The sequence below is a fragment of the Thalassobaculum sp. genome (assembly GCF_040219615.1).
In the GTDB taxonomy this organism is placed as follows: Bacteria; Pseudomonadota; Alphaproteobacteria; order Thalassobaculales; family Thalassobaculaceae; genus Thalassobaculum_A.
In genome coordinates this window covers 1-16,562 of sequence record NZ_JAVJSE010000023.1, presented here as the reverse complement: position 1 = coordinate 16,562, position 16,562 = coordinate 1, and the positions used below count along the sequence as shown (strand labels likewise).

Annotated in this window: 16 protein-coding genes; 8 read left to right on the top strand and 8 right to left on the bottom strand. The window is 70.5% G+C overall.

Translation table 11 applies throughout. The annotated features are described in order from the left end of the window. The first annotated feature begins 157 nt into the window (after nt 1–157). From doeB to RIC31_RS12990, 3 genes are read left to right on the top strand one after another with little or no spacing between them, the layout of a single operon-like run. Nucleotides 158–1,159, top strand: coding sequence for a N(2)-acetyl-L-2,4-diaminobutanoate deacetylase DoeB (gene doeB / locus RIC31_RS13000; protein WP_350107871.1), 1,002 nt, complete (start codon nt 158–160; stop codon nt 1,157–1,159). A gap of 51 nt (nt 1,160–1,210) precedes the next feature. Further along, the gene (locus RIC31_RS12995) at nt 1,211–2,413 is read left to right on the top strand and encodes a mandelate racemase/muconate lactonizing enzyme family protein (protein WP_350107868.1); all 1,203 of its coding nucleotides are present in this window, start codon (nt 1,211–1,213) and stop codon (nt 2,411–2,413) included. Between the two features lie 19 nt (nt 2,414–2,432). Continuing rightward, a complete protein-coding gene (locus tag RIC31_RS12990; protein ID WP_350107865.1) occupies nt 2,433–3,389 on the top strand; it encodes an NAD(P)-dependent oxidoreductase in 957 nt (318 codons plus the stop codon). Nucleotides 3,390–3,460: 71 nt separating this feature from the next. Here RIC31_RS12990 and RIC31_RS12985 read toward each other — a convergent pair whose 3' ends face one another. From RIC31_RS12985 to RIC31_RS12960, 6 genes are all read right to left on the bottom strand, one after another. After that, nucleotides 3,461–4,933 (bottom strand): M81 family metallopeptidase, encoded by a 1,473-nt coding sequence (locus RIC31_RS12985; protein WP_350107862.1) that lies wholly within the window; start codon nt 4,931–4,933, stop codon nt 3,461–3,463. A gap of 26 nt (nt 4,934–4,959) precedes the next feature. Next, entirely contained in the window at nt 4,960–5,997 is a 1,038-nt protein-coding gene (locus RIC31_RS12980) for an ABC transporter ATP-binding protein (protein ID WP_350107859.1), read from the bottom strand. After that, nucleotides 5,994–7,067 carry an ABC transporter ATP-binding protein gene (locus RIC31_RS12975; protein WP_350107855.1) on the bottom strand — a complete coding sequence of 358 codons (1,074 nt, stop codon included), beginning with the start codon at nt 7,065–7,067 and terminating at the stop codon, nt 5,994–5,996. The genes RIC31_RS12980 and RIC31_RS12975 overlap by 4 nt, the downstream gene beginning before the upstream one ends. Nucleotides 7,068–7,075: 8 nt before the next feature. Continuing rightward, nucleotides 7,076–7,939, bottom strand: coding sequence for an ABC transporter permease (locus tag RIC31_RS12970; protein WP_350107851.1), 864 nt, complete (start codon nt 7,937–7,939; stop codon nt 7,076–7,078). 9 nt (nt 7,940–7,948) lie between these two features. Then, on the bottom strand, nt 7,949–8,890 hold the full coding sequence (locus RIC31_RS12965) for an ABC transporter permease (protein ID WP_350107848.1): 942 nt from the start codon (nt 8,888–8,890) through the stop codon (nt 7,949–7,951). Between the two features lie 150 nt (nt 8,891–9,040). Beyond that, on the bottom strand, nt 9,041–10,648 hold the full coding sequence (locus tag RIC31_RS12960) for an ABC transporter substrate-binding protein (protein ID WP_350107845.1): 1,608 nt from the start codon (nt 10,646–10,648) through the stop codon (nt 9,041–9,043). Nucleotides 10,649–10,987: 339 nt separating this feature from the next. Between RIC31_RS12960 and RIC31_RS12955 the strand changes: the two genes are divergently transcribed. Together RIC31_RS12955 and RIC31_RS12950 are read left to right on the top strand one after the other, a co-directional pair. Further along, nucleotides 10,988–11,905, top strand: coding sequence for a DMT family transporter (locus tag RIC31_RS12955; RefSeq protein WP_350107840.1), 918 nt, complete (start codon nt 10,988–10,990; stop codon nt 11,903–11,905). A 46-nt stretch (nt 11,906–11,951) separates the two neighbouring features. After that, on the top strand, nt 11,952–12,722 hold the full coding sequence (locus RIC31_RS12950) for a cyclase family protein (protein ID WP_350107837.1): 771 nt from the start codon (nt 11,952–11,954) through the stop codon (nt 12,720–12,722). On the opposite strand, the gene RIC31_RS12945 is transcribed toward RIC31_RS12950, so the two are convergent. Next, entirely contained in the window at nt 12,670–13,665 is a 996-nt protein-coding gene (locus tag RIC31_RS12945) for an alpha/beta hydrolase (RefSeq protein WP_350107834.1), read from the bottom strand. The two genes, RIC31_RS12950 and RIC31_RS12945, sit on opposite strands and share 53 nt — an antisense overlap. 48 nt (nt 13,666–13,713) lie before the next feature. Here RIC31_RS12945 and RIC31_RS12940 point away from each other — a divergent pair, with 48 nt between their 5' ends. Next, entirely contained in the window at nt 13,714–14,124 is a 411-nt protein-coding gene (locus RIC31_RS12940) for a DUF4345 domain-containing protein (RefSeq protein ID WP_350107832.1), read from the top strand. Between the two features lie 9 nt (nt 14,125–14,133). Here the strand turns inward: RIC31_RS12940 and gcvA are convergent, their stop codons facing one another. After that, nucleotides 14,134–15,018 carry a transcriptional regulator GcvA gene (gene gcvA, locus RIC31_RS12935; RefSeq protein WP_350107829.1) on the bottom strand — a complete coding sequence of 295 codons (885 nt, stop codon included), beginning with the start codon at nt 15,016–15,018 and terminating at the stop codon, nt 14,134–14,136. A gap of 104 nt (nt 15,019–15,122) precedes the next feature. On the opposite strand from gcvA, the gene RIC31_RS12930 reads away from it, so the two are divergent. Beyond that, complete coding sequence (locus tag RIC31_RS12930) at nt 15,123–15,779, top strand: glutathione S-transferase family protein (RefSeq protein ID WP_350107826.1); 657 nt, start codon at nt 15,123–15,125, stop codon at nt 15,777–15,779. Next, entirely contained in the window at nt 15,779–16,267 is a 489-nt protein-coding gene (locus RIC31_RS12925; RefSeq protein WP_350107822.1) for a YbaK/EbsC family protein, read from the top strand. Before RIC31_RS12930 ends, RIC31_RS12925 begins: the two co-directional genes overlap by 1 nt. Nucleotides 16,268–16,562 lie beyond the last annotated feature (295 nt).

The window sequence follows — 16,562 nt, the reverse complement described above, 5'->3', positions numbered from 1 at the left end:
CCGCCCGGATTCGAACGGCGCAGGATGGCGCGCGGATACTTGGTCCGCGGCTCGTGACGGATCGTGCTATGGCAGATATCAGATGGCAATGCCCATCGGTCCGGGCCGCGAAGACGGCGGCGTTGACCGTGCCGGCCGGGTTCGCCAGTCTCGTCGGATGAGCACCGAGCGTCCCTCGAAGATCGCCGCCACCGTCGACCTGGATTCCGACGGCAAGCGCTTCGGCGCCCTGGTGGTCCCGCACTCCCGCAACGACAGCGCCTGGGGCTCGATCCGCATCCCGATCGCGGTGATCCGCAACGGCGACGGCCCGTGCGCCCTGCTGGTCGCCGGCAACCACGGCGACGAGTACGAGGGCCAGGTGGCGCTGCGCGACCTCGCCCGGACCCTCGACCCGTCCGAGGTCACCGGCACGGTGCTGGTGCTGCCGGGGCTGAACTACCCGGCGGTGCGGGCGGCGACCCGCTGCTCGCCGATCGACGGCGGCAACATGAACCGGTCGTTCCCGGGCCGGGCCGACGGCACCGTCACCCAGATGATCGCGCATTACGTGGCGACCGTGCTGGTGCCGCGCGCCGACCTGGTGCTCGACCTGCATTCCGGCGGCAAGACCCTGGACTTCGTGCCGTTCGCCGCCACCCACCGGCTGCCCGACAAGGCCCTGGAGGCGCGCGCCATCGACGCGGTCCGCGCGTTCGGCGCGCCGGTCGGCGTGGTGATGCTGGAACTCGACGCCGAGGGCATGCTGGACACCTGGGTCGAGGGCCTGGGCAAGCTGTTCGTGACCACCGAGCTGGCCGGCGGCGGCAGCTCGACGGTGCGCTCCAATCGGGTGGCCGCGACCGGCGTGCGCAACGTGCTGAAGCACATGGGCATCCTGGCCGGCGATCCGGAGATAGCGGTGCCCTCGCGGATGGTCGACATGCCGGACGAGCGCTGCTTCGTGGCGGCCGAGCGCAACGGAATCCACGAGCCGCTGGCCGACCTCGGCGACGAGGTGGAGGAGGGCCAGCCGGTCGCCCGCATCCACTCCATGGACGAGCCGTCGCACGAGCCGGCGGTCTATGTGGCGCGCCGCAGCGGCCTGCTGATCGGCCGGCACTTCCCGGGACTGGTGCAGTCCGGCGATTTCCTGGCGAGCGTCGCGCTGGACCTGTAGGCACGTTCCGCCCCGGTCCGGCTCGCCGCCGCGGTTACGAGAGGCCACGCCATGAGGATCGTCGACCTGAAGACCTTCGTCGTCGGCAACCCGCCGCCGCATCACGGCGGCCGGTACTTCGTCTTCCTGAAGCTGGTCACCGATTCCGGCGTCGAGGGCGTGGGCGAGGTCTATGTCGCCACCTTCGGGCCGCGCACGGTGGTGCGGATGATCGAGGACGTGTTCGAGCGCCACATCCGGGGCCAGGACCCGCGGCGGATCGAGACCATGACCCGGCGGGTCTACGGCTCCGGCTACTCGCTGCGCCCGGACGTCTCGCTGATGGGCGTGTTCAGCGGCCTGGAGATGGCGTGCTGGGACATCGTCGGCAAGGAGACCGGGCAGCCGGTCTACGAGCTGCTGGGCGGCCGGGTGCACGAGCGGCTGCGCACCTACACCTACCTGTACCCGAAGACCGGCACGGCCTATCCCGGCGATCCGGTCAACGTCTACACCGACCCGGCGATGGCCGCCGAGCGGGCCCTCGAGGAGGTGGAGGCCGGGTTCACGGCGGTGAAGTTCGACCCGGCCGGCCCCTACACGGTGTTCGACGGCCGCCAGCCGGATCTGGAATCGCTGGCCCGCGCCGAGGCCCTGACCCGGGCGGTGCGCGAGGCGGTCGGCAACCGGGCCGACCTGCTGTTCGGAACCCACGGCCAGTTCACCGCCGCCGGGGCGATCCGCCTGGCCCGGCGGCTGGAGCCCTACGATCCGCTGTGGTTCGAGGAGCCGACCCCGCCGGAGGTGCCGGAGGAGATGGCCAAGGTGGCCCGCGCCACCTCGATCCCGGTCGCCACCGGCGAGCGGCTGACCACCAAATACGAGTTCGCTCGGGTGCTGGAGACCGGCGCGGCGGCGATCCTGCAGATGAACCTGGGGCGGGTCGGCGGCCTGCTGGAGGCCAAGAAGATCGCCGGCATGGCCGAGACCCGCTACGCCCAGATCGCGCCGCACCTGTATTGCGGGCCGGTGGTCGGGGCCGCCAACATCCAGCTCGCGGCCTGCTCGCCGAACTTCCTGATCCTGGAGAGCATCCGGACCTGGGGCGGGTTCCACGCCGAGATCCTGCAGACGCCGATCCGCTGGGAGGACGGCTACGTGCTGCCGCCGACCGCGCCGGGCCTGGGAGTCGAGCTGAACGAGGCGGTGGCGCTGGCCAATCCCTATGACGGCGACGCCCTGCATCTGGAGATGCAGGGGGATCCTCAGCCGTAGCTGAACAGCGGAGGCGGGCATGCGGGTGGGGTTCATCGGGCTGGGCAATGTCGGCGGCAAGCTGGCGGGAACCCTGCTGCGCAACGGCGTCGACCTGACGGTCCGCGACCTCGACCGGTCGGCGGCCGAGCCTTTCCTGGCCGCCGGCGCCCGGTGGGCCGACAGCCCCAGGGCGCTCGCCGAGGCGGTCGACGTGGTGGTCACCTGCCTGCCGTCGCCGGCGATCTGCGCGGCGGTGCTGGAGGCCGAGGACGGGATCCTGGCCGGGCTCGGCGCCGGCAAGATCTGGCTGGAGATGAGCACCACCGACGCCGACGAGGTCCGGCGCCTCGGCGACCTGGTGTCCGCGCGCGGCGCGATCCCGCTGGACTGCCCGGTGTCCGGCGGCTGCCACCGGGCCGCCACCGGCAACATCGCGATCCTGGCCGGCGGCGACCGGGCGGCGTTCGAGCGGGTGCTGCCGATCCTGACGACCATGGGCCGGCGGGTGCTGCACACCGGCGGCCTGGGCACCGCCTCCGAGCTGAAGGTGGTGACCAACTACCTGGCGACCGCCAACCTGGTCGCCGTGGGCGAGGCCCTGGCGGTCGCCGGAAAGGCCGGGCTGGATCTCGCGACGACCTACGAGGCGATCCGGATCTCGTCCGGCAACTCCTTCGTGCACGAGACCGAGAGCCAGGTGATCCTGAACGGCAGCTACGACATCAGCTTCACCATGGACCTGGTGCTGAAGGACGTCGGGCTGTTCCAGGCGGTCGCGGCGCGCGCCGGGGTGACCCTGGAGATCGCGCCGATGCTGACCGGGATCTTCCAGGACGGCGCCGCGCGCTTCGGGCCGCGGGCCTGGTCGTCGATGATCGTGCGGCGCCACGAGGACGACTGCGGGATCGCCCTGCGCGCCCCGGGCTTCCCGGCGCAGCTCGTCGACGACGAGCCGGAGGAGCCGGGTCGCGAAGTCGTCGTCGCCCGGAGCTGACCGTCGAAGCTTCTTCGACCGCCGGCCATGGCGGCGGCGGCGCCGTTCGGGACCTGCCCGCCGCCTGGACCTCAGTAGATCAGGCCGCCCGGTTTGGCGTCCGGGTCGAGCGGCCAGATCGGGCGCTGGACCTTGGTGTATTTCATCTTGGTGTAGTCGCGGGACAGCGGCGCGTCGGACTCGACGTAGATCACCTTCTTGGCGATCGGGCCGAACGCCGCCATGAAGTGGTTGGTCGACTTCACCACCAGCAGCTTGCGGGTCAGCGGGTCGATGCCGAGGTTGCTGAACAGTTCGAGCCCGAGTGCCTGGGTGCGGTTGGTGATCAGCACCACGTCGATGCCGCCGATCCGGATCGCAGCACAATCGCCGAGCGTCACCTTGGTCGGCCCGAAGCTCTGCCAGGCGTCGCGGGCCAGTGCCGTGACCTCGACCATGGCGTCGACCGGCTGGCCGGAAGTCGGGCCGATCTTGCCACCGAAGCGCAGCGGGAAGGTCGCCCCCTGGCCGGCGTCGAAGCACAGCTTGACGGCGATCGGGTCCCAGATCGGGCCGAGCGCGGCCTCCTGGGCGTCCTGGGCGATCAGTTCGCGCAGCAGGGTAGTATTGTCGGACGGGGCGCCGCCGCCGGCGTTGTCGGCCGGGTCGGCGAGCACCACCGGGGCGTCGTTGAACGCGAGGCCGCTGGCGATGCCGCCGGCCGGGGTGAGGAACTCCGGCATGGTCTTGCCGCGCATCGACACGAACTCCTCGCCGAGCCGGGTGGCCAGCGCGTCGGCCTTGGCCTTGTCGCCGTCCGCCACCACCAGGATACGGCCGGTCAGCTCCTCGACGTCGGCATAGGGGAAGCAGTGCACGGCCGAGACCGACAGGATGCCGTCCTTGCCTTCGAGGTCGAACATCCGGTCGACGAAGCCGCGCATCAGCGGCAGGGTGGTCGGATAGCTGCCGATCTGCCGGCAGTCGTAGAGCGACATCACCGGCTTGATCTCGCCGCGCAGGGTGCGCAGTACCAGGGTCAGCAGGTCCTCGGCGCGGTCGACCACGTCGGTGTGCGGGAACTCCTTGTAGCAGATCGAGATGTCCGAGTTGCGGATGCGCTTCAGGGTCATGTGGCAGTGCGGGTCGTACTCGACGCCGATCACGACGTCGGGGCCGACGATGGCGCGGGCGCGCTCCAGCAGGTCGCCCTCCACGTCGTCGTAGCCGTGCGCCACCATGGCGCCGTGCAGCCCGAACAGGATGCCGTCGAGCGGCAGCGCCGCCTTGAGCTGCCCCAGCACCTCGTCGCGCATGAACTCGTAGTCGGCCTTGTTCACGGTGCCGGCCGGGCTGGCGGCGAAGCAGCTGCCCTCGATCAGGGTGAAGCCGTCGGCGGCGGCGCGCTTGCGGGCAACGAACAGCGGCGCCGTGCACATGCGCGGGGCGTCGGTCGGATGCTCGCCGGGGCGCAGGAACACGCTTTCCTTGAAGGCGTCGATGCTGGTCGGCAGCGGCGAGAAGGTGTTGGTCTCTGTCGCGATCGTGGCGGAGAACAGGCGCATGGGAACTCCGGCGTGTTGCGGCGGCGTCAGGCCGTCGGGGTGAGCGGGCCGAATGGTCCGCCCGGGGGGCGCAGATGGCAGGCGACCCAATGGGCGGGCTTCACCTCGGCCAGTGCCGGGACTTCGCTCCGGCAGCGGTCGACGGCATACGGGCAACGGGTGTGGAAGTGGCAGCCGGGCGGCGGCCGCATCGGGCTCGGGACGTCGCCCTGCAGGATCAGGCGCTCGCGCTTCGCCTCCGGGTCCGGCAGCGGGGCCGCCGCCAGCAGGGCCTCGGTGTAGGGATGCAGCGGCTCGCCGAACAGGCCGGCGTTGTCGGCGGTCTCGACGATCCGGCCGAGATACATGACCGCGATCCGGTGGCCGATATGCTCGACCACCGCCAGGTCGTGCGACACGAACAGATAGGCGAGGCCGAACTCCTCCTGCAGGTCGATCAGCAGGTTGAGCACCTGCGCCTGGACCGAGACGTCGAGCGCGGAGACCGGCTCGTCCGCCACGATCAGGCTCGGGTTCACCGCGAGCGCACGGGCAATGCCGAGGCGCTGGCGCTGGCCGCCGGAGAATTCGTGCGGATACTTGGCCGCCGCCTCGGGCCGCAGCCCGACCCGCCGGAACAGGTCGGCGATCCGGTCGGCCAGGGCCTGGCCCTCCGCCAGCCCGAAGTTCCGGATCGGCTCGGCGACGATGGCGCCGGCCGACATCCGCGGGTTCAGGGACGAGTAGGGGTCCTGGAAGACGATCTGCATCTCGCGGCGGCGTTCCCGCAGGTCGCTTTCGTCGAGAGCCGAGATGTCGGAACCGTTCAGTTCTATCTTGCCGGCGGTCGGCTCCAGGAGGCGCATGACCGTCTTCGCGACCGTCGACTTGCCGCAGCCGGACTCCCCGACCAGGCAAAGCGTCTCGCCGCGCCGAATCTCGAACGACACGCCGTCGACCGCGTAGACCTGTGCGACGACGCGCGACAGGATCCCGCGGTGCACCGGGAAGTGCTTCTTGAGGCCCTGGACCCGAAGGACGGTCTCCTTGGCCACGGCGGGTGGCGGCTGCACCTCCTCGGTCATCGCGGCTGCGCCGCGACGTGCGCGGCCTCCCAGCAGGCCGCGAGGTGCCTGGGGCCCTGCGGCTCCAGCACCGGGGTCTCCATCGTGCAGCGCTCCACCGCGAAGCCGCAGCGCGGCGCGAAGGCGCAGCCCGGAATGTCCTCGCGCAGCGACGGGACGATGCCGGCGATCTCCTGCAGCCGGCCACGCAGGCCCGCCCCCCGGCCCTTGGCGGACCGGCGTGGGATCGAGTTCATCAGGCCGCGCGTATAGGGATGGGTGGGATTGCGGAACAGCTCGCCGACCGGGGCCTCCTCGACCTTGCGGCCGGCATACATGACGATCGCCCGCTGTGCGGTCTCGGCGACCACGCCGAGGTCGTGGGTGATCAGCACGATCGCCGTGCCGAGCCGCTCCTTCAGTTCCAGCATCAGGTTCAGGATCTGCGCCTGGATGGTGACGTCGAGGGCAGTGGTCGGCTCGTCGGCGATCAGCAGCTTCGGATTGCAGGCCAGCGCGATGGCGATCATCACCCGCTGGCGCATGCCGCCCGACAGCTGGTGCGGATACTCGCCGGCGCGCTGCCGCGGGTCGGCGATCTTGACCAGCGACAGCATCTCGACGGCCCGCTCCCATGCCGCGCGCTTGCCGAGGCCCTGGTGTATGCGCGCCGATTCCGCGATCTGCGAGCCGACCGTCAGGACCGGGTTCAGCGAGGTCATCGGCTCCTGGAAGATCATCGACATGCTGTTGCCGCGGATGCGCCGCATCTCGCGTTCCGACAGGGTCGCGAGGTCGCGGCCCTCGAAGTGGATCGAGCCGCCGACGATGCGGCCGACGTCCTCGGGGATCAGGCGCATGGCCGACAGGGCGGTGACGCTCTTGCCGCAGCCGGACTCGCCGACGATGCACAGCGTCTCGCCGCGCCGGACGTCGAAGGAGACGCCGTCGACCGCCCGCACCACCCCGTCGCGGGTGAAGAACCGGGTCTTCAGGTCGCGGACCGACAGGATGACGTCGGGGTCGGCCGCCGCGGCGGCCCGGGGGACGGCCCGGGGGGCGGCCTGCGGCCCGACGGAAAGCGCGTCCATCGCGGGCCTCACATTCGCCGGGCGATGCGCGGGTCGAGCGTGTCCCGCAGCCCGTCGCCCATCAGGTTGATGGCCAGCACCGTGATCGCCAGCATCACGCCGGGGAAGAAGATGATCCAGGGCGCGATCTGGAAGTAGGTGCGTCCGAGCGAGATCACGTTGCCCCAGCTCGGGATCTCCGGCGGCGTGCCGGCGCCCAGGAACGACAGCCCGGCCTCGGTCAGGATCGCCGAGGCGCAGGCGTAGGTCGCCTGCACGATCAGCGGCGCGTAGGTGTTCGGCAGGATGTGGCGGGTCATGATGGTGTGGGTGCGGGTCCCGCTGGCGACCGCCGCCTCGATGTAGGGCAGGCTGCGGACCTGCATCACGACGCTGCGCACCAGCCGGACGACCCGGGGGATCTCCGGGATCGCGATCGCGATGATCACGATCGTGAGGCTGGCCTTCATCAGGGTGATCAGGGCGATGGCCAGCAGGATCGGCGGGATCGCCATCAGCCCGTCCATTACCCGCATGACGATGTCGTCGACCCGGCGGTAGTAGCCGCACAGCACGCCGATCACCAGGCCGGCGGCGGTGGCGATCGCCGCCACCGTGATGCCGACGATCAGCGAGATTCGGGCGCCGTAGATCACCCGGCTGTAGACGTCGCGGCCGAACTCGTCGGTGCCGAACGGGAACTCGCCCGACGGTCGGCGCAGCCGCTCGAGCGGATCGAAGCTGAGCGGGTCGTCGGCGATCCACGGCGCGATCACCGCGATCAGCGCCAGGGCCAGCAGGATGGCCGAGCCGATGATGATCGTCGGGTTGCGGCGCGCCCAGTCGAAGCGGCGGACGCGCATGGCGGGAGTGATCTCGGCTGTCGCTGCCATCGGCCGCCCCTAGTACCGGATCCGCGGGTCGAGGAAGGTGTAGCTGATGTCGATCAGCAGGTTCACCATCACCTTGGTCGCCGCAAAGATGATGATCAGGCCCTGCACGATCGGGTAGTCGCGCTTGAGGATCGCGTCGACCGTCAGCCGGCCGAGGCCGGGAATGTTGAAGACCGTCTCGGTCAGGACCACGCCGGAGATCAGCAGGGTCAGGCCGATGCCGATCACCGTGACGATCGGCACGGCGGCGTTCTTGAGCGCGTGCTTGAGCAGGACGCCGGTGGTGGCGACGCCCTTCGCCCTGGCGGTGCGGATATAGTCCTCGGACAGCACCTCCAGCATGCTGGCCCGGGTGATGCGCGCGAGCAGTGCGGTGTAGACCATGCCCAGCGCGATCGCCGGCAGGGTGATCGACCTGGCGGTCTGCCAGACGCCCTGGGACAGCGGCTTGTAGCCCTGCACCGGCAGCCAGCGCAGCTCGATGGCGAAGACGTAGATCAGGATGTAGCCGATCAGGAAAACCGGTACTGCGAAGCCGAGCACCGAGAACCCCATGATCACCCGGTCGACCAGGGTGCGCGCCTTCCAGGCGGCCAGCACCCCGATCGGGATCGCGATCGTCACGGCGACCACCAGGGTCGACACCGCCAGCACCACCGACGGCTCCAGGCGCTGGCCGACCAGCGTGGTGACCGGCAGGTTGGAGAAGATCGAGGTGCCGAGATCGCCGCGCAGCAGGTTCATCGCGTAGATCGCGAACTGCTCCCAGATCGGCCGGTCCAGTCCCAGCTTCTTGCGGACCCCCTCGATCTCGGCCGGCGAGGCGTCGTCGCCGGCGATCACCGCCGCCGGGTCGCCCGGCGTGAGGTGCAGCAGGAAGAACACGAACAGCGCGACGACGATCATGACCGGGATCGTCGCGAGCAGCCGGCGGATGATATAGGCCGTCATCGGCCGGTCCCCGGGTCCGTCACGCGCATCTGTGCAGTCCCCTCGTACAAGCCCTGCCGTCGCGCCGGCCGTCGCGGCCGGGCGGCCTGCCATCGATGTCCGGAAGTCGGGCGGCGGGCCGGCACCGGGCCGGCCCGCCGCAAGCGCGGCCTACTTCAGCTCGATGTTCCACATCGGCGGCACCGACGGCACCGACAGCACGCCGGCGATCCGGTCCGACCGGTAGGCGACCGGGTTCCGCCATTGCGCGAACGAGATGTACGGCACCTGGTCGTAGGCACGCTTGGACAGCTCGACCGCCAGCTTCTTGCGGGTCTCGATGTCCGGCGCGAACGCCCACTGCTTGCGCAGGTCCTCGAAGACCTTGTCGCAGGGCCAGCCGAACCAGGCCTTGTCGCAGCCCATGCCGATCGAGGTGTGGGTGATCGGGCTCGACGAGGTCAGGACCGTGGTGCCGGTGATGAAGATGTTCCAGCCGCCCTCGGCCGGCTTCTCCTTCTTGGCGCGCCGCGCCACCACCGAGCCCCAGTCCATCGCCTGGACGTCGAGGTTCAGGAAGCCGGCCTTCCGCAACTGCTGGATCATCACCAGGTTGGCCGGGTTGATGTAGGCGTGGTCGGTGGCGTGCAGGATGGTGATCGGCTCGCCGTTGTAGCCGGCCTCCTTGAACAGCGCCTCGGCCTTCTTGTAGTCCTTCGCGCCCTTGTAGGGCTCGCTGCCGGCGTCGGTCTCCATGGCCACGCCGCAGCCGAAGTACGAGTAGCACAGCGTCTGCAGCTCGGGATCGGCGGCGATGGTGTTCAGGTAGTCGGCGTTGTTGATGAGGTAGTACATCGCCTGCCGCGCCTTCACGTTGTTGAAGGGCGGGTGCAGGTGGTTGAGCTGGAGAATGCCCATGGTGCCCATCGCCGGGTGCACCTCGAGCTTGATGTCGGGGTTGGCGGCGAGCAGCGGCAGGAAGTCCGGCTTCGGGTTCTCGAGGTAGTCGATCTCGCCGGCCATCAGCGCCGACTGCGCGGTCTGCGGGTCGGACAGCCAGATGAATTCGACGCGGTCGACCTTGACGACCTTGCCGCCGGCGTGGCCCGAGGCCGGCTCCTTGCGCGGCACGTAGTCCTTGAACTTGACGTAGACCGTCTTGCTGCCGGGGACCCATTCGTCACGCTTGAACATGAACGGTCCGGACCCGACGACTTCCTCGATCTGCTGGAACGGATCGACCAGCGCCTCCTTCTCGCGCATCACGAACGGGATGCTGGTCCCGGTCTTGGCCAGGGTGTCGATCAGCAGGCCGTACGGCTCGGTCAGCACCCATTCGAAGGTCTTGGCGTCCTTCGCGGTGATCGACTTGGTGTAGCCCATCAGCTGCTTGCCGGCGCCGTCCCGCTTGCCCCAGCGGCTCATCGAGGCGACCACGTCCTTGGAGGTCACGTCGGAGCCGTCGTGGAACTTCAGGCCGTCGCGCAGCGTGAAGTTGTAGGTCATCCGGTCGACGCTGACGGTCCAGCTGTCCACCATCTGCGGCTGCGGCTGCAGGTCGGCATCGCTGGAGAACAGGGTGTCGTAGATCATCAGGCCGTGGATCCCGGCGATCGTCTGGGTGGTCCAGAACGGATCGATGGTCCGCACGTCGGCGTGCATGGTGACCCGCAGGACCTTGTCTTCCGCGGCGCTTGCCTGCACGGCTCCGAACAACATGGCGGTGGCCAGGCATGCCGCACCCAGCCTCAACCCCGACCGCTTCAAGCGAGTGAGCATCCCTGTCTCCCATTGCTGTAAAAAACGGCGGTCGGGGTCGTTACCGAGCCAAGCTTTGCACTTGGTTTCTGCTCCTCCCTAGAAGCTCTCGGTCTCCATATCCTTGGCTACCCGGTTCGCCACAAGTGTCCCTGTCAATATTCCAGTTGGTTAGTCGTCGGCGAGTCAATGGATTTCTTCCTCCGGGGTTGCATTTGACCGGAAGCGGGCAGGCGGGCGGCCCCCGCCGGCGCCGCATGCCTCCCCCGCGTCAATTGCACGTATCGTTGCCTAGGCAATCGGGCATTCTGAGTCGGCAGGTTGCGGCGGCGGGCCGCGGCCGGATCCGGATTCGTCCCCATGGCAGCCCTGTCCGCCGAAGCTCCCTCGACCGCCGGCTACGGCCGCGGCATCGCCATGCAGGTCATCGCGGTCGCGATGTTCGCGTCCATGGGCATGGTCATCAAGCTGCTGGACGGCCGCTACCCGACCTCGCAGATCATCCTGTTCCGCTGCGCGCCGGCGCTGCTGCCGCTGATCCTGTACCTGCCGCTGCAGGGCGGCTGGTCGGCGCTGAAGACCCGGCGGCCCGGCTGGCATCTGGTGCGGACCGTCGCCGGCATCGGCTCGATGTATGTCGGCTTCTACGCGCTCGGCCGCATGGCGTTCGCCGACTACGTGGCGATCTCGTTCACCGCGCCGCTGTTCGGAACCCTGCTGTCGATCCCGTTCCTGGGCGAGCGGGTCGGCATCTGGCGGACCGGGGCGGTCGGGCTCGGCTTCGCCGGCGCGCTGCTGACCGCCGGGCCGATCGCCGGCGAGTTCGACCCCATGGTGCTGTTCGCCGTCGGCTCGGCCTTCGGCTACGGCATGGCGATGATCGCCATGCGCAAGCTCGGCTCGACCGACAAGTCGTCGGCCACGGTGTTCTACTTCACGGTCGCCGGCGCGCTTTCCAGCCTGCTCCTGCTGCCGGCCCAGTGGGTGGCGCCGACGCCGGAGGATCTCGCCCTGCTGGTCACGATCGGCCTGGTCGGCGGGGTCGCGCAGATCTTCATGACCGAGGCGTTCCGGCTGGCCCCGCCGTCGGTGGTCGCGCCGTTCGACTACACCGCGATGCTGTGGGCGCTGGCCTTCGGCTTCTTCGTGTTCGGCACCTTCCCGGGCCCGCAGGTGCTGGCCGGCGCCGCCCTGATCTGCGCGTCCGGCCTGTTCATCATCCACCGCGAGACCGTGCGCGGCGTGAAGCGCGCCAAGCTGAAGAGTTCCAGCCTGTAGCGGTCGGCAATCCGGGTTAGCATCGGGCCGAGAACAGGAGGCCCCGATGCAGCTCGTCGACCTGTCGCGTCCGCTGGAGAATACGGAATACGCCGACCCGCCCGGCCTGGCGCCGAAGATCGAGTACATGGCGCACAGGGACACCGCCGCCGGCATGCTGCGGTTCTTCCCGGGCGTCACGCCGGACCGGCTGCCCGGCGGCGAGGGCTGGGCGGTCGAGCGGGTGACGCTGTCGACCCACAACGGCACCCATCTGGACGCGCCGTACCACTTCCACTCGACCATGGACGGCGGGCAGCGGGCGATCACCATCGACGAGGTGCCGCTGGAGTGGTGCTGGAACCCCGGCGTGAAGCTCGACTTCCGGCATTTCGGGAACGGCTACGTCGCGACCGCCGCCGACGTCGAGGCCGAGCTGGCGCGCATCGGCCACGCGCTGAAGCCGCTCGACATCGTGCTGGTCAACACCGCCGCCGGCGCGCGCTACGGCGAGGCCGACTACGTCGACACCGGCTGCGGGATGGGGCGCGAGGCGACCCTGTACCTCACCGAACGCGGCGTGCGGGTGACAGGTACCGACGCCTGGAGCTGGGACGCGCCGTTCGTGTACACCGCGCAGAAGGTGTCGGAGACCGGCGACGCCTCGCTGATCTGGGAGGGCCATCGCGCCGGCATGGTGCGCGGCTACTGCCACATGGAGAAACTGGCCAACCTGGAGGCCCTGCCGTCGACCGGCTTCGAGGTCATCTGCTTCCCGGTCAAGGTCAAGGCGGCGAGCGCCGGCTGGTGCCGCCCGGTGGCGGTGCTGGGGCGCTGACGCCCCGGCCGCAGCCCGCCGGCGCCGGGTGAGCCCGGAAGAACCCGACCATGTCGTCGAGCGCCGGGCTGGATCCCTGCAGCGGCCGGGCCAGCGACGCCACCAGCTCGACATGGCCGACCCCGTCGTAGCGGCGCAGTTCGGCGCGGCCGCCGGCCTCGCCGATCCGCCGGGCCAGCCGCTCGGAATTGCGCGGCAGCACCGTGGTGTCGTCGGTGCCGGCGATCAGCAGCATCGGCGGCGCCGTGCCGTCGACATGGTTGACCGGCTGGGTGCGCGGGCGCTGCTCCTCGGGCCCGAAGATCGCCTTCAGCCGGGCGCCCGTCAGCGGCAGGAAGTCGTAGGGACCGGCCAGCCCGGCGGTGGCCGCGATCGCCCGGCACGGCCGCTCGCCGACGGCGGCCAGCCACTGCGGGTCGAGGGTCAGCATCGCCGCGTTGTAGGCGCCCGCCGAATGCCCGGCCAGCAGGACCGGGCGGCCCGGCCGGAGGTTCCCGTCGGCGCCGGCGCGCGTCCAGGCGACGGCGGCGGCGGAATCCTCCAGGAAGGCCGGCCAGCGGACCTCCGGATACAGCCGGTAGTCGGGGATGACCGCGACGAAGCCGCGCGACGCCAGGGCCTCGCCGACGAAACGGTAGTCGTCCCTGGATCCGGAATGCCACCCGCCGCCGTATAGGAACACGACGACCGGCGCCGGGCTGCCCGGGTCGGCCCCGTCGGGTATGTAGACGTCGGCGCCGCGGCGCGGCCCGGCGGCGTAGCGGAGGTCGCGGATGACACGGTATCCCTCGTCCGGCACCAGGGCGTTCAGCAGGTCGGCGCCCGAGCAGGCCGGCAGCAGGGCGAGCGCCAGCAGCACCGGCAGGCGGAGCAGTCGTTGCAGGATTCGGCTGGGCAGGATTCGGCTGGGCCGGATTGGGCTGGGCCGGATTGGGCTGGGCATGCAGTCTCCTTGTCGTCCGGTATACGGCCGCCGGGCCGGGACGGATCCATGGGACGGCTGCCGGTGCTGACCGAACGCCGCGCCCTGCAGGCGGCGGTTGCCGTCCTCGCCCTGGTGCCGATCGGCGCCGGCGCCGCCGGGGTGCTGCTCGGCCCGGGCTTCGTGGCTGCGGGGCTGCCGGTTCCGGCCGACCTGGACAGCCACTTCCGCTACCTGTCGGGGATCTTCCTGGCCCTCGGGCTGGCATTCTGGTCGACCGTGCCGGCGATCGAACGGCGCACCGGGACGTTCCGGCTGCTCGGCTTCCTGGTGGTGGTCGGCGGGCTGGCAAGGCTCGGCTCGCTGCTGACGGTCGGCGTCCCGCACTGGCCGCATCTCGGCGGGCTGGCGCTTGAGCTGCTCGCGGTGCCGGCGCTGGCGGTCTGGCAGGCGCGGGTGGCCCGGCGTCGCTGGCCCTGAGCGTCGGGATCAGGCGTCCCTGGCCTCCTCGACCAGCCAGTCGCGGAACGCCCGCACCGCGGCCCGCGAGCGGCTGCGCTCCAGGCAGACCATGTAGTTGGCCTCGGTGCTGGGGATGTCGATCTCCGACACCCGCACCAGCCGGCCGGCCGCCAGGTCGTCGCGGATCAGTGCGCTGCGCCCCAGCATGATGCCCTGGCCGCCGAGCACCGCCTGCATGGCCACCGCGGTGTCGTCGTACTCGGAGGCCGCCGGGATCTCATCGGCCGGCAGGCCGGCGGCCTCGCGCCAGCGCCGCCAGTTGATGTCGTCGTTGTGGTGCGAGTGGATGGCGTGGCGCAGCAGGTCCATCGGCGCGCGGCCCGGATGCCGGTCCAGGAAAGCCGGCGCGTAGACCGGGGTCAGGCTCTCCTCGAGGAACTTCTCGGCATGCACGCCGGGCCAGTCGCCGCGGCCGTACCGGATCGCCAGGTCGACATCCTCGCGGGTCAGGTCGACCACCCGCCGGGTGGTGAAGAACCGCACGTCGATGCCCGGATGCCGGTCCAGGAAGCGCGGCAGCCGGTGGATCAGCCAGTGCGCCGCGAACGACGGCAGCACGCTGATGGTCAGGGTCGACGGGCCGGCGCCGCGCCGCACCCGGCGGACCCCGTCGGCCAGCGCGTCGAAGGCCTGGGCGACCACCGGCGCCAGCACGGTGCCGGCCTCGGTCGGGATCAGGCCGCGGGCGGTGCGCTCGAATACCGGGGTGCCGAGCCAGGCCTCCAGCGCGGTGATCTGCTTGCTGACGGCGCCGTGGGTGACGTGCAGGGCCTCGGCGGCGCGGCTCAGGTTGCCGTGCCGGACCGCGGCGTCGAAGGCCCGGAGCGTGTTCAGCGGCGGCAGCGGGGTCATGGCGATGTCCTGTGAGATTATCTCACACAGATCGGAGAAAGGATCGCTTTTGCAAGGTGCGCGTCGGGCGTAGTTGTCGCCGGTCCCCGACGACGAGGTGACCCATGGACCGCTATCGACTGCTGATCGGCAACCGCAACCATTCCTCCTGGTCGCTGCGCGGCTGGCTGGCGATGCGCCTGTCCGGCCTGCCGTTCGAGGCCGAGGTGGTGCCGCTGTTCCGCGACGACACCGCCGCGCGCATGGCGGCGTTCTCCGATGCTCCGGCGCGGGTGCCGGTGCTGCGGCGCAATGGTCCAGCGGGCGACCTGGTGGTCTGGGACAGCCTCGCGATCCTCGAGCATGCCGCCGAGCGGTCGCCGGATGCCGGCCTGTGGCCGGCCGACCCCGACCGGCGGGCCGAGGCGCGCTCGGTGGTGGCCGAGATGCATTCCGGCTTCACCGCCCTGCGCACCCACATGCCGATGGCGATCCGCGAGCGCATCGACGGCCGCCGGGACCGGCCCGGCGTCGCCGACGACGTCGCCCGGGTGTTCGCCCTGTGGCGGCGCTGCCTGGCCCGGTCCGGCGGGCCGTTCCTGTTCGGCGAGTGGTCGGTGGCCGACATCTTCTTCGCGCCGGTGGTGGCCCGATTCCGCAGCTACCTTGTCATTGTTCCGGGCGACCTGACCGCGTACTCGGAGGCGGTGCTGGCCCACCCGCATGTGCGGGAGTGGGAGGCCGAGGCGGTGCGCGAGCCCTGGACGGTGGAGATCGAGTGATGGACTGGACCGACGGTATCGACAGCCATTCCCGGCTGGTCGGGTATCTCGACGCGGTCGGCGCCGGCTACCGGGTGGTCTCGCACGCCGCCGAGGGCCGGTCCGAGGAGATCAGCGTGATCCGCGGCAACCACCCGTCGCAGGCCCTCAAGGCAATGGTGGTGGCGCTGAAGAACGCAGGCACGGACTTCGGCCTAGCGGTGCTGCCGGGCGACCGGCGGGTCGACTTCGACGCGCTGGCCCGGGCCTTCGGGGCGAGGAAGGTGCGGTTTGCGGCGCCCGAGGACGCCCAGCGCCTGACCGGCTGCGTGATGGGCTCGGTGCCGCCGTTCAGCTTCCACCCGGCCGTGCCGCTGGTCGCCGACCCGTCGATCCAGATCAATCAGGAGGTCTGCTTCAACGCCGCCCGCCTCGACCGCTCGATCTTCATGCCGCTGGCCGACTACCTGAAGGCCGCCGAGCCGCGGCTGGCGGCCTTTGCGGCGTAGCGGCGGGTGGTTTCCGGAGCCGGGCGCCTTCGCGCCCCCTCCGGAATGACGGCATTAGGGGGAAATCCTGGCGATGGTACCGGCAGATCCCACCTCACTTTCGTCATCCCGGAGAAGACGCGACAGCGGCTGGCTCCGGGATCCACGGCGCGACCTACGGGATTCACACATCTCGCGGCGGCGGGTGGGTTCCGGAGCCGGACGCTCGCGCGTCCCCTCCGGAATGACGAAGTCGGGGAGGATTCGGCCGTCTTTCCTCCCGCCTCCAACCCCCATTTCGTCATCCCGGAGGGGC

What these genes read in the sequence shown, in the direction of transcription:
- doeB (WP_350107871.1), top strand. Translation starts at nt 158, where the DNA reads ATGAGCACCGAGCGTCCCTCGAAGATCGCCGCCACCGTCGACCTGGAT.
- RIC31_RS12995 (WP_350107868.1), top strand. Translation starts at nt 1,211, where the DNA reads ATGAGGATCGTCGACCTGAAGACCTTCGTCGTCGGCAACCCGCCGCCG.
- RIC31_RS12990 (WP_350107865.1), top strand. Translation starts at nt 2,433, where the DNA reads ATGCGGGTGGGGTTCATCGGGCTGGGCAATGTCGGCGGCAAGCTGGCG.
- RIC31_RS12985 (WP_350107862.1), bottom strand. Translation starts at nt 4,933, where the DNA reads ATGCGCCTGTTCTCCGCCACGATCGCGACAGAGACCAACACCTTCTCG.
- RIC31_RS12980 (WP_350107859.1), bottom strand. Translation starts at nt 5,997, where the DNA reads ATGACCGAGGAGGTGCAGCCGCCACCCGCCGTGGCCAAGGAGACCGTC.
- RIC31_RS12975 (WP_350107855.1), bottom strand. Translation starts at nt 7,067, where the DNA reads ATGGACGCGCTTTCCGTCGGGCCGCAGGCCGCCCCCCGGGCCGTCCCC.
- RIC31_RS12970 (WP_350107851.1), bottom strand. Translation starts at nt 7,939, where the DNA reads ATGGCAGCGACAGCCGAGATCACTCCCGCCATGCGCGTCCGCCGCTTC.
- RIC31_RS12965 (WP_350107848.1), bottom strand. Translation starts at nt 8,890, where the DNA reads ATGACGGCCTATATCATCCGCCGGCTGCTCGCGACGATCCCGGTCATG.
- RIC31_RS12960 (WP_350107845.1), bottom strand. Translation starts at nt 10,648, where the DNA reads ATGCTCACTCGCTTGAAGCGGTCGGGGTTGAGGCTGGGTGCGGCATGC.
- RIC31_RS12955 (WP_350107840.1), top strand. Translation starts at nt 10,988, where the DNA reads ATGGCAGCCCTGTCCGCCGAAGCTCCCTCGACCGCCGGCTACGGCCGC.
- RIC31_RS12950 (WP_350107837.1), top strand. Translation starts at nt 11,952, where the DNA reads ATGCAGCTCGTCGACCTGTCGCGTCCGCTGGAGAATACGGAATACGCC.
- RIC31_RS12945 (WP_350107834.1), bottom strand. Translation starts at nt 13,665, where the DNA reads ATGCCCAGCCCAATCCGGCCCAGCCCAATCCGGCCCAGCCGAATCCTG.
- RIC31_RS12940 (WP_350107832.1), top strand. Translation starts at nt 13,714, where the DNA reads ATGGGACGGCTGCCGGTGCTGACCGAACGCCGCGCCCTGCAGGCGGCG.
- gcvA (WP_350107829.1), bottom strand. Translation starts at nt 15,018, where the DNA reads ATGACCCCGCTGCCGCCGCTGAACACGCTCCGGGCCTTCGACGCCGCG.
- RIC31_RS12930 (WP_350107826.1), top strand. Translation starts at nt 15,123, where the DNA reads ATGGACCGCTATCGACTGCTGATCGGCAACCGCAACCATTCCTCCTGG.
- RIC31_RS12925 (WP_350107822.1), top strand. Translation starts at nt 15,779, where the DNA reads ATGGACTGGACCGACGGTATCGACAGCCATTCCCGGCTGGTCGGGTAT.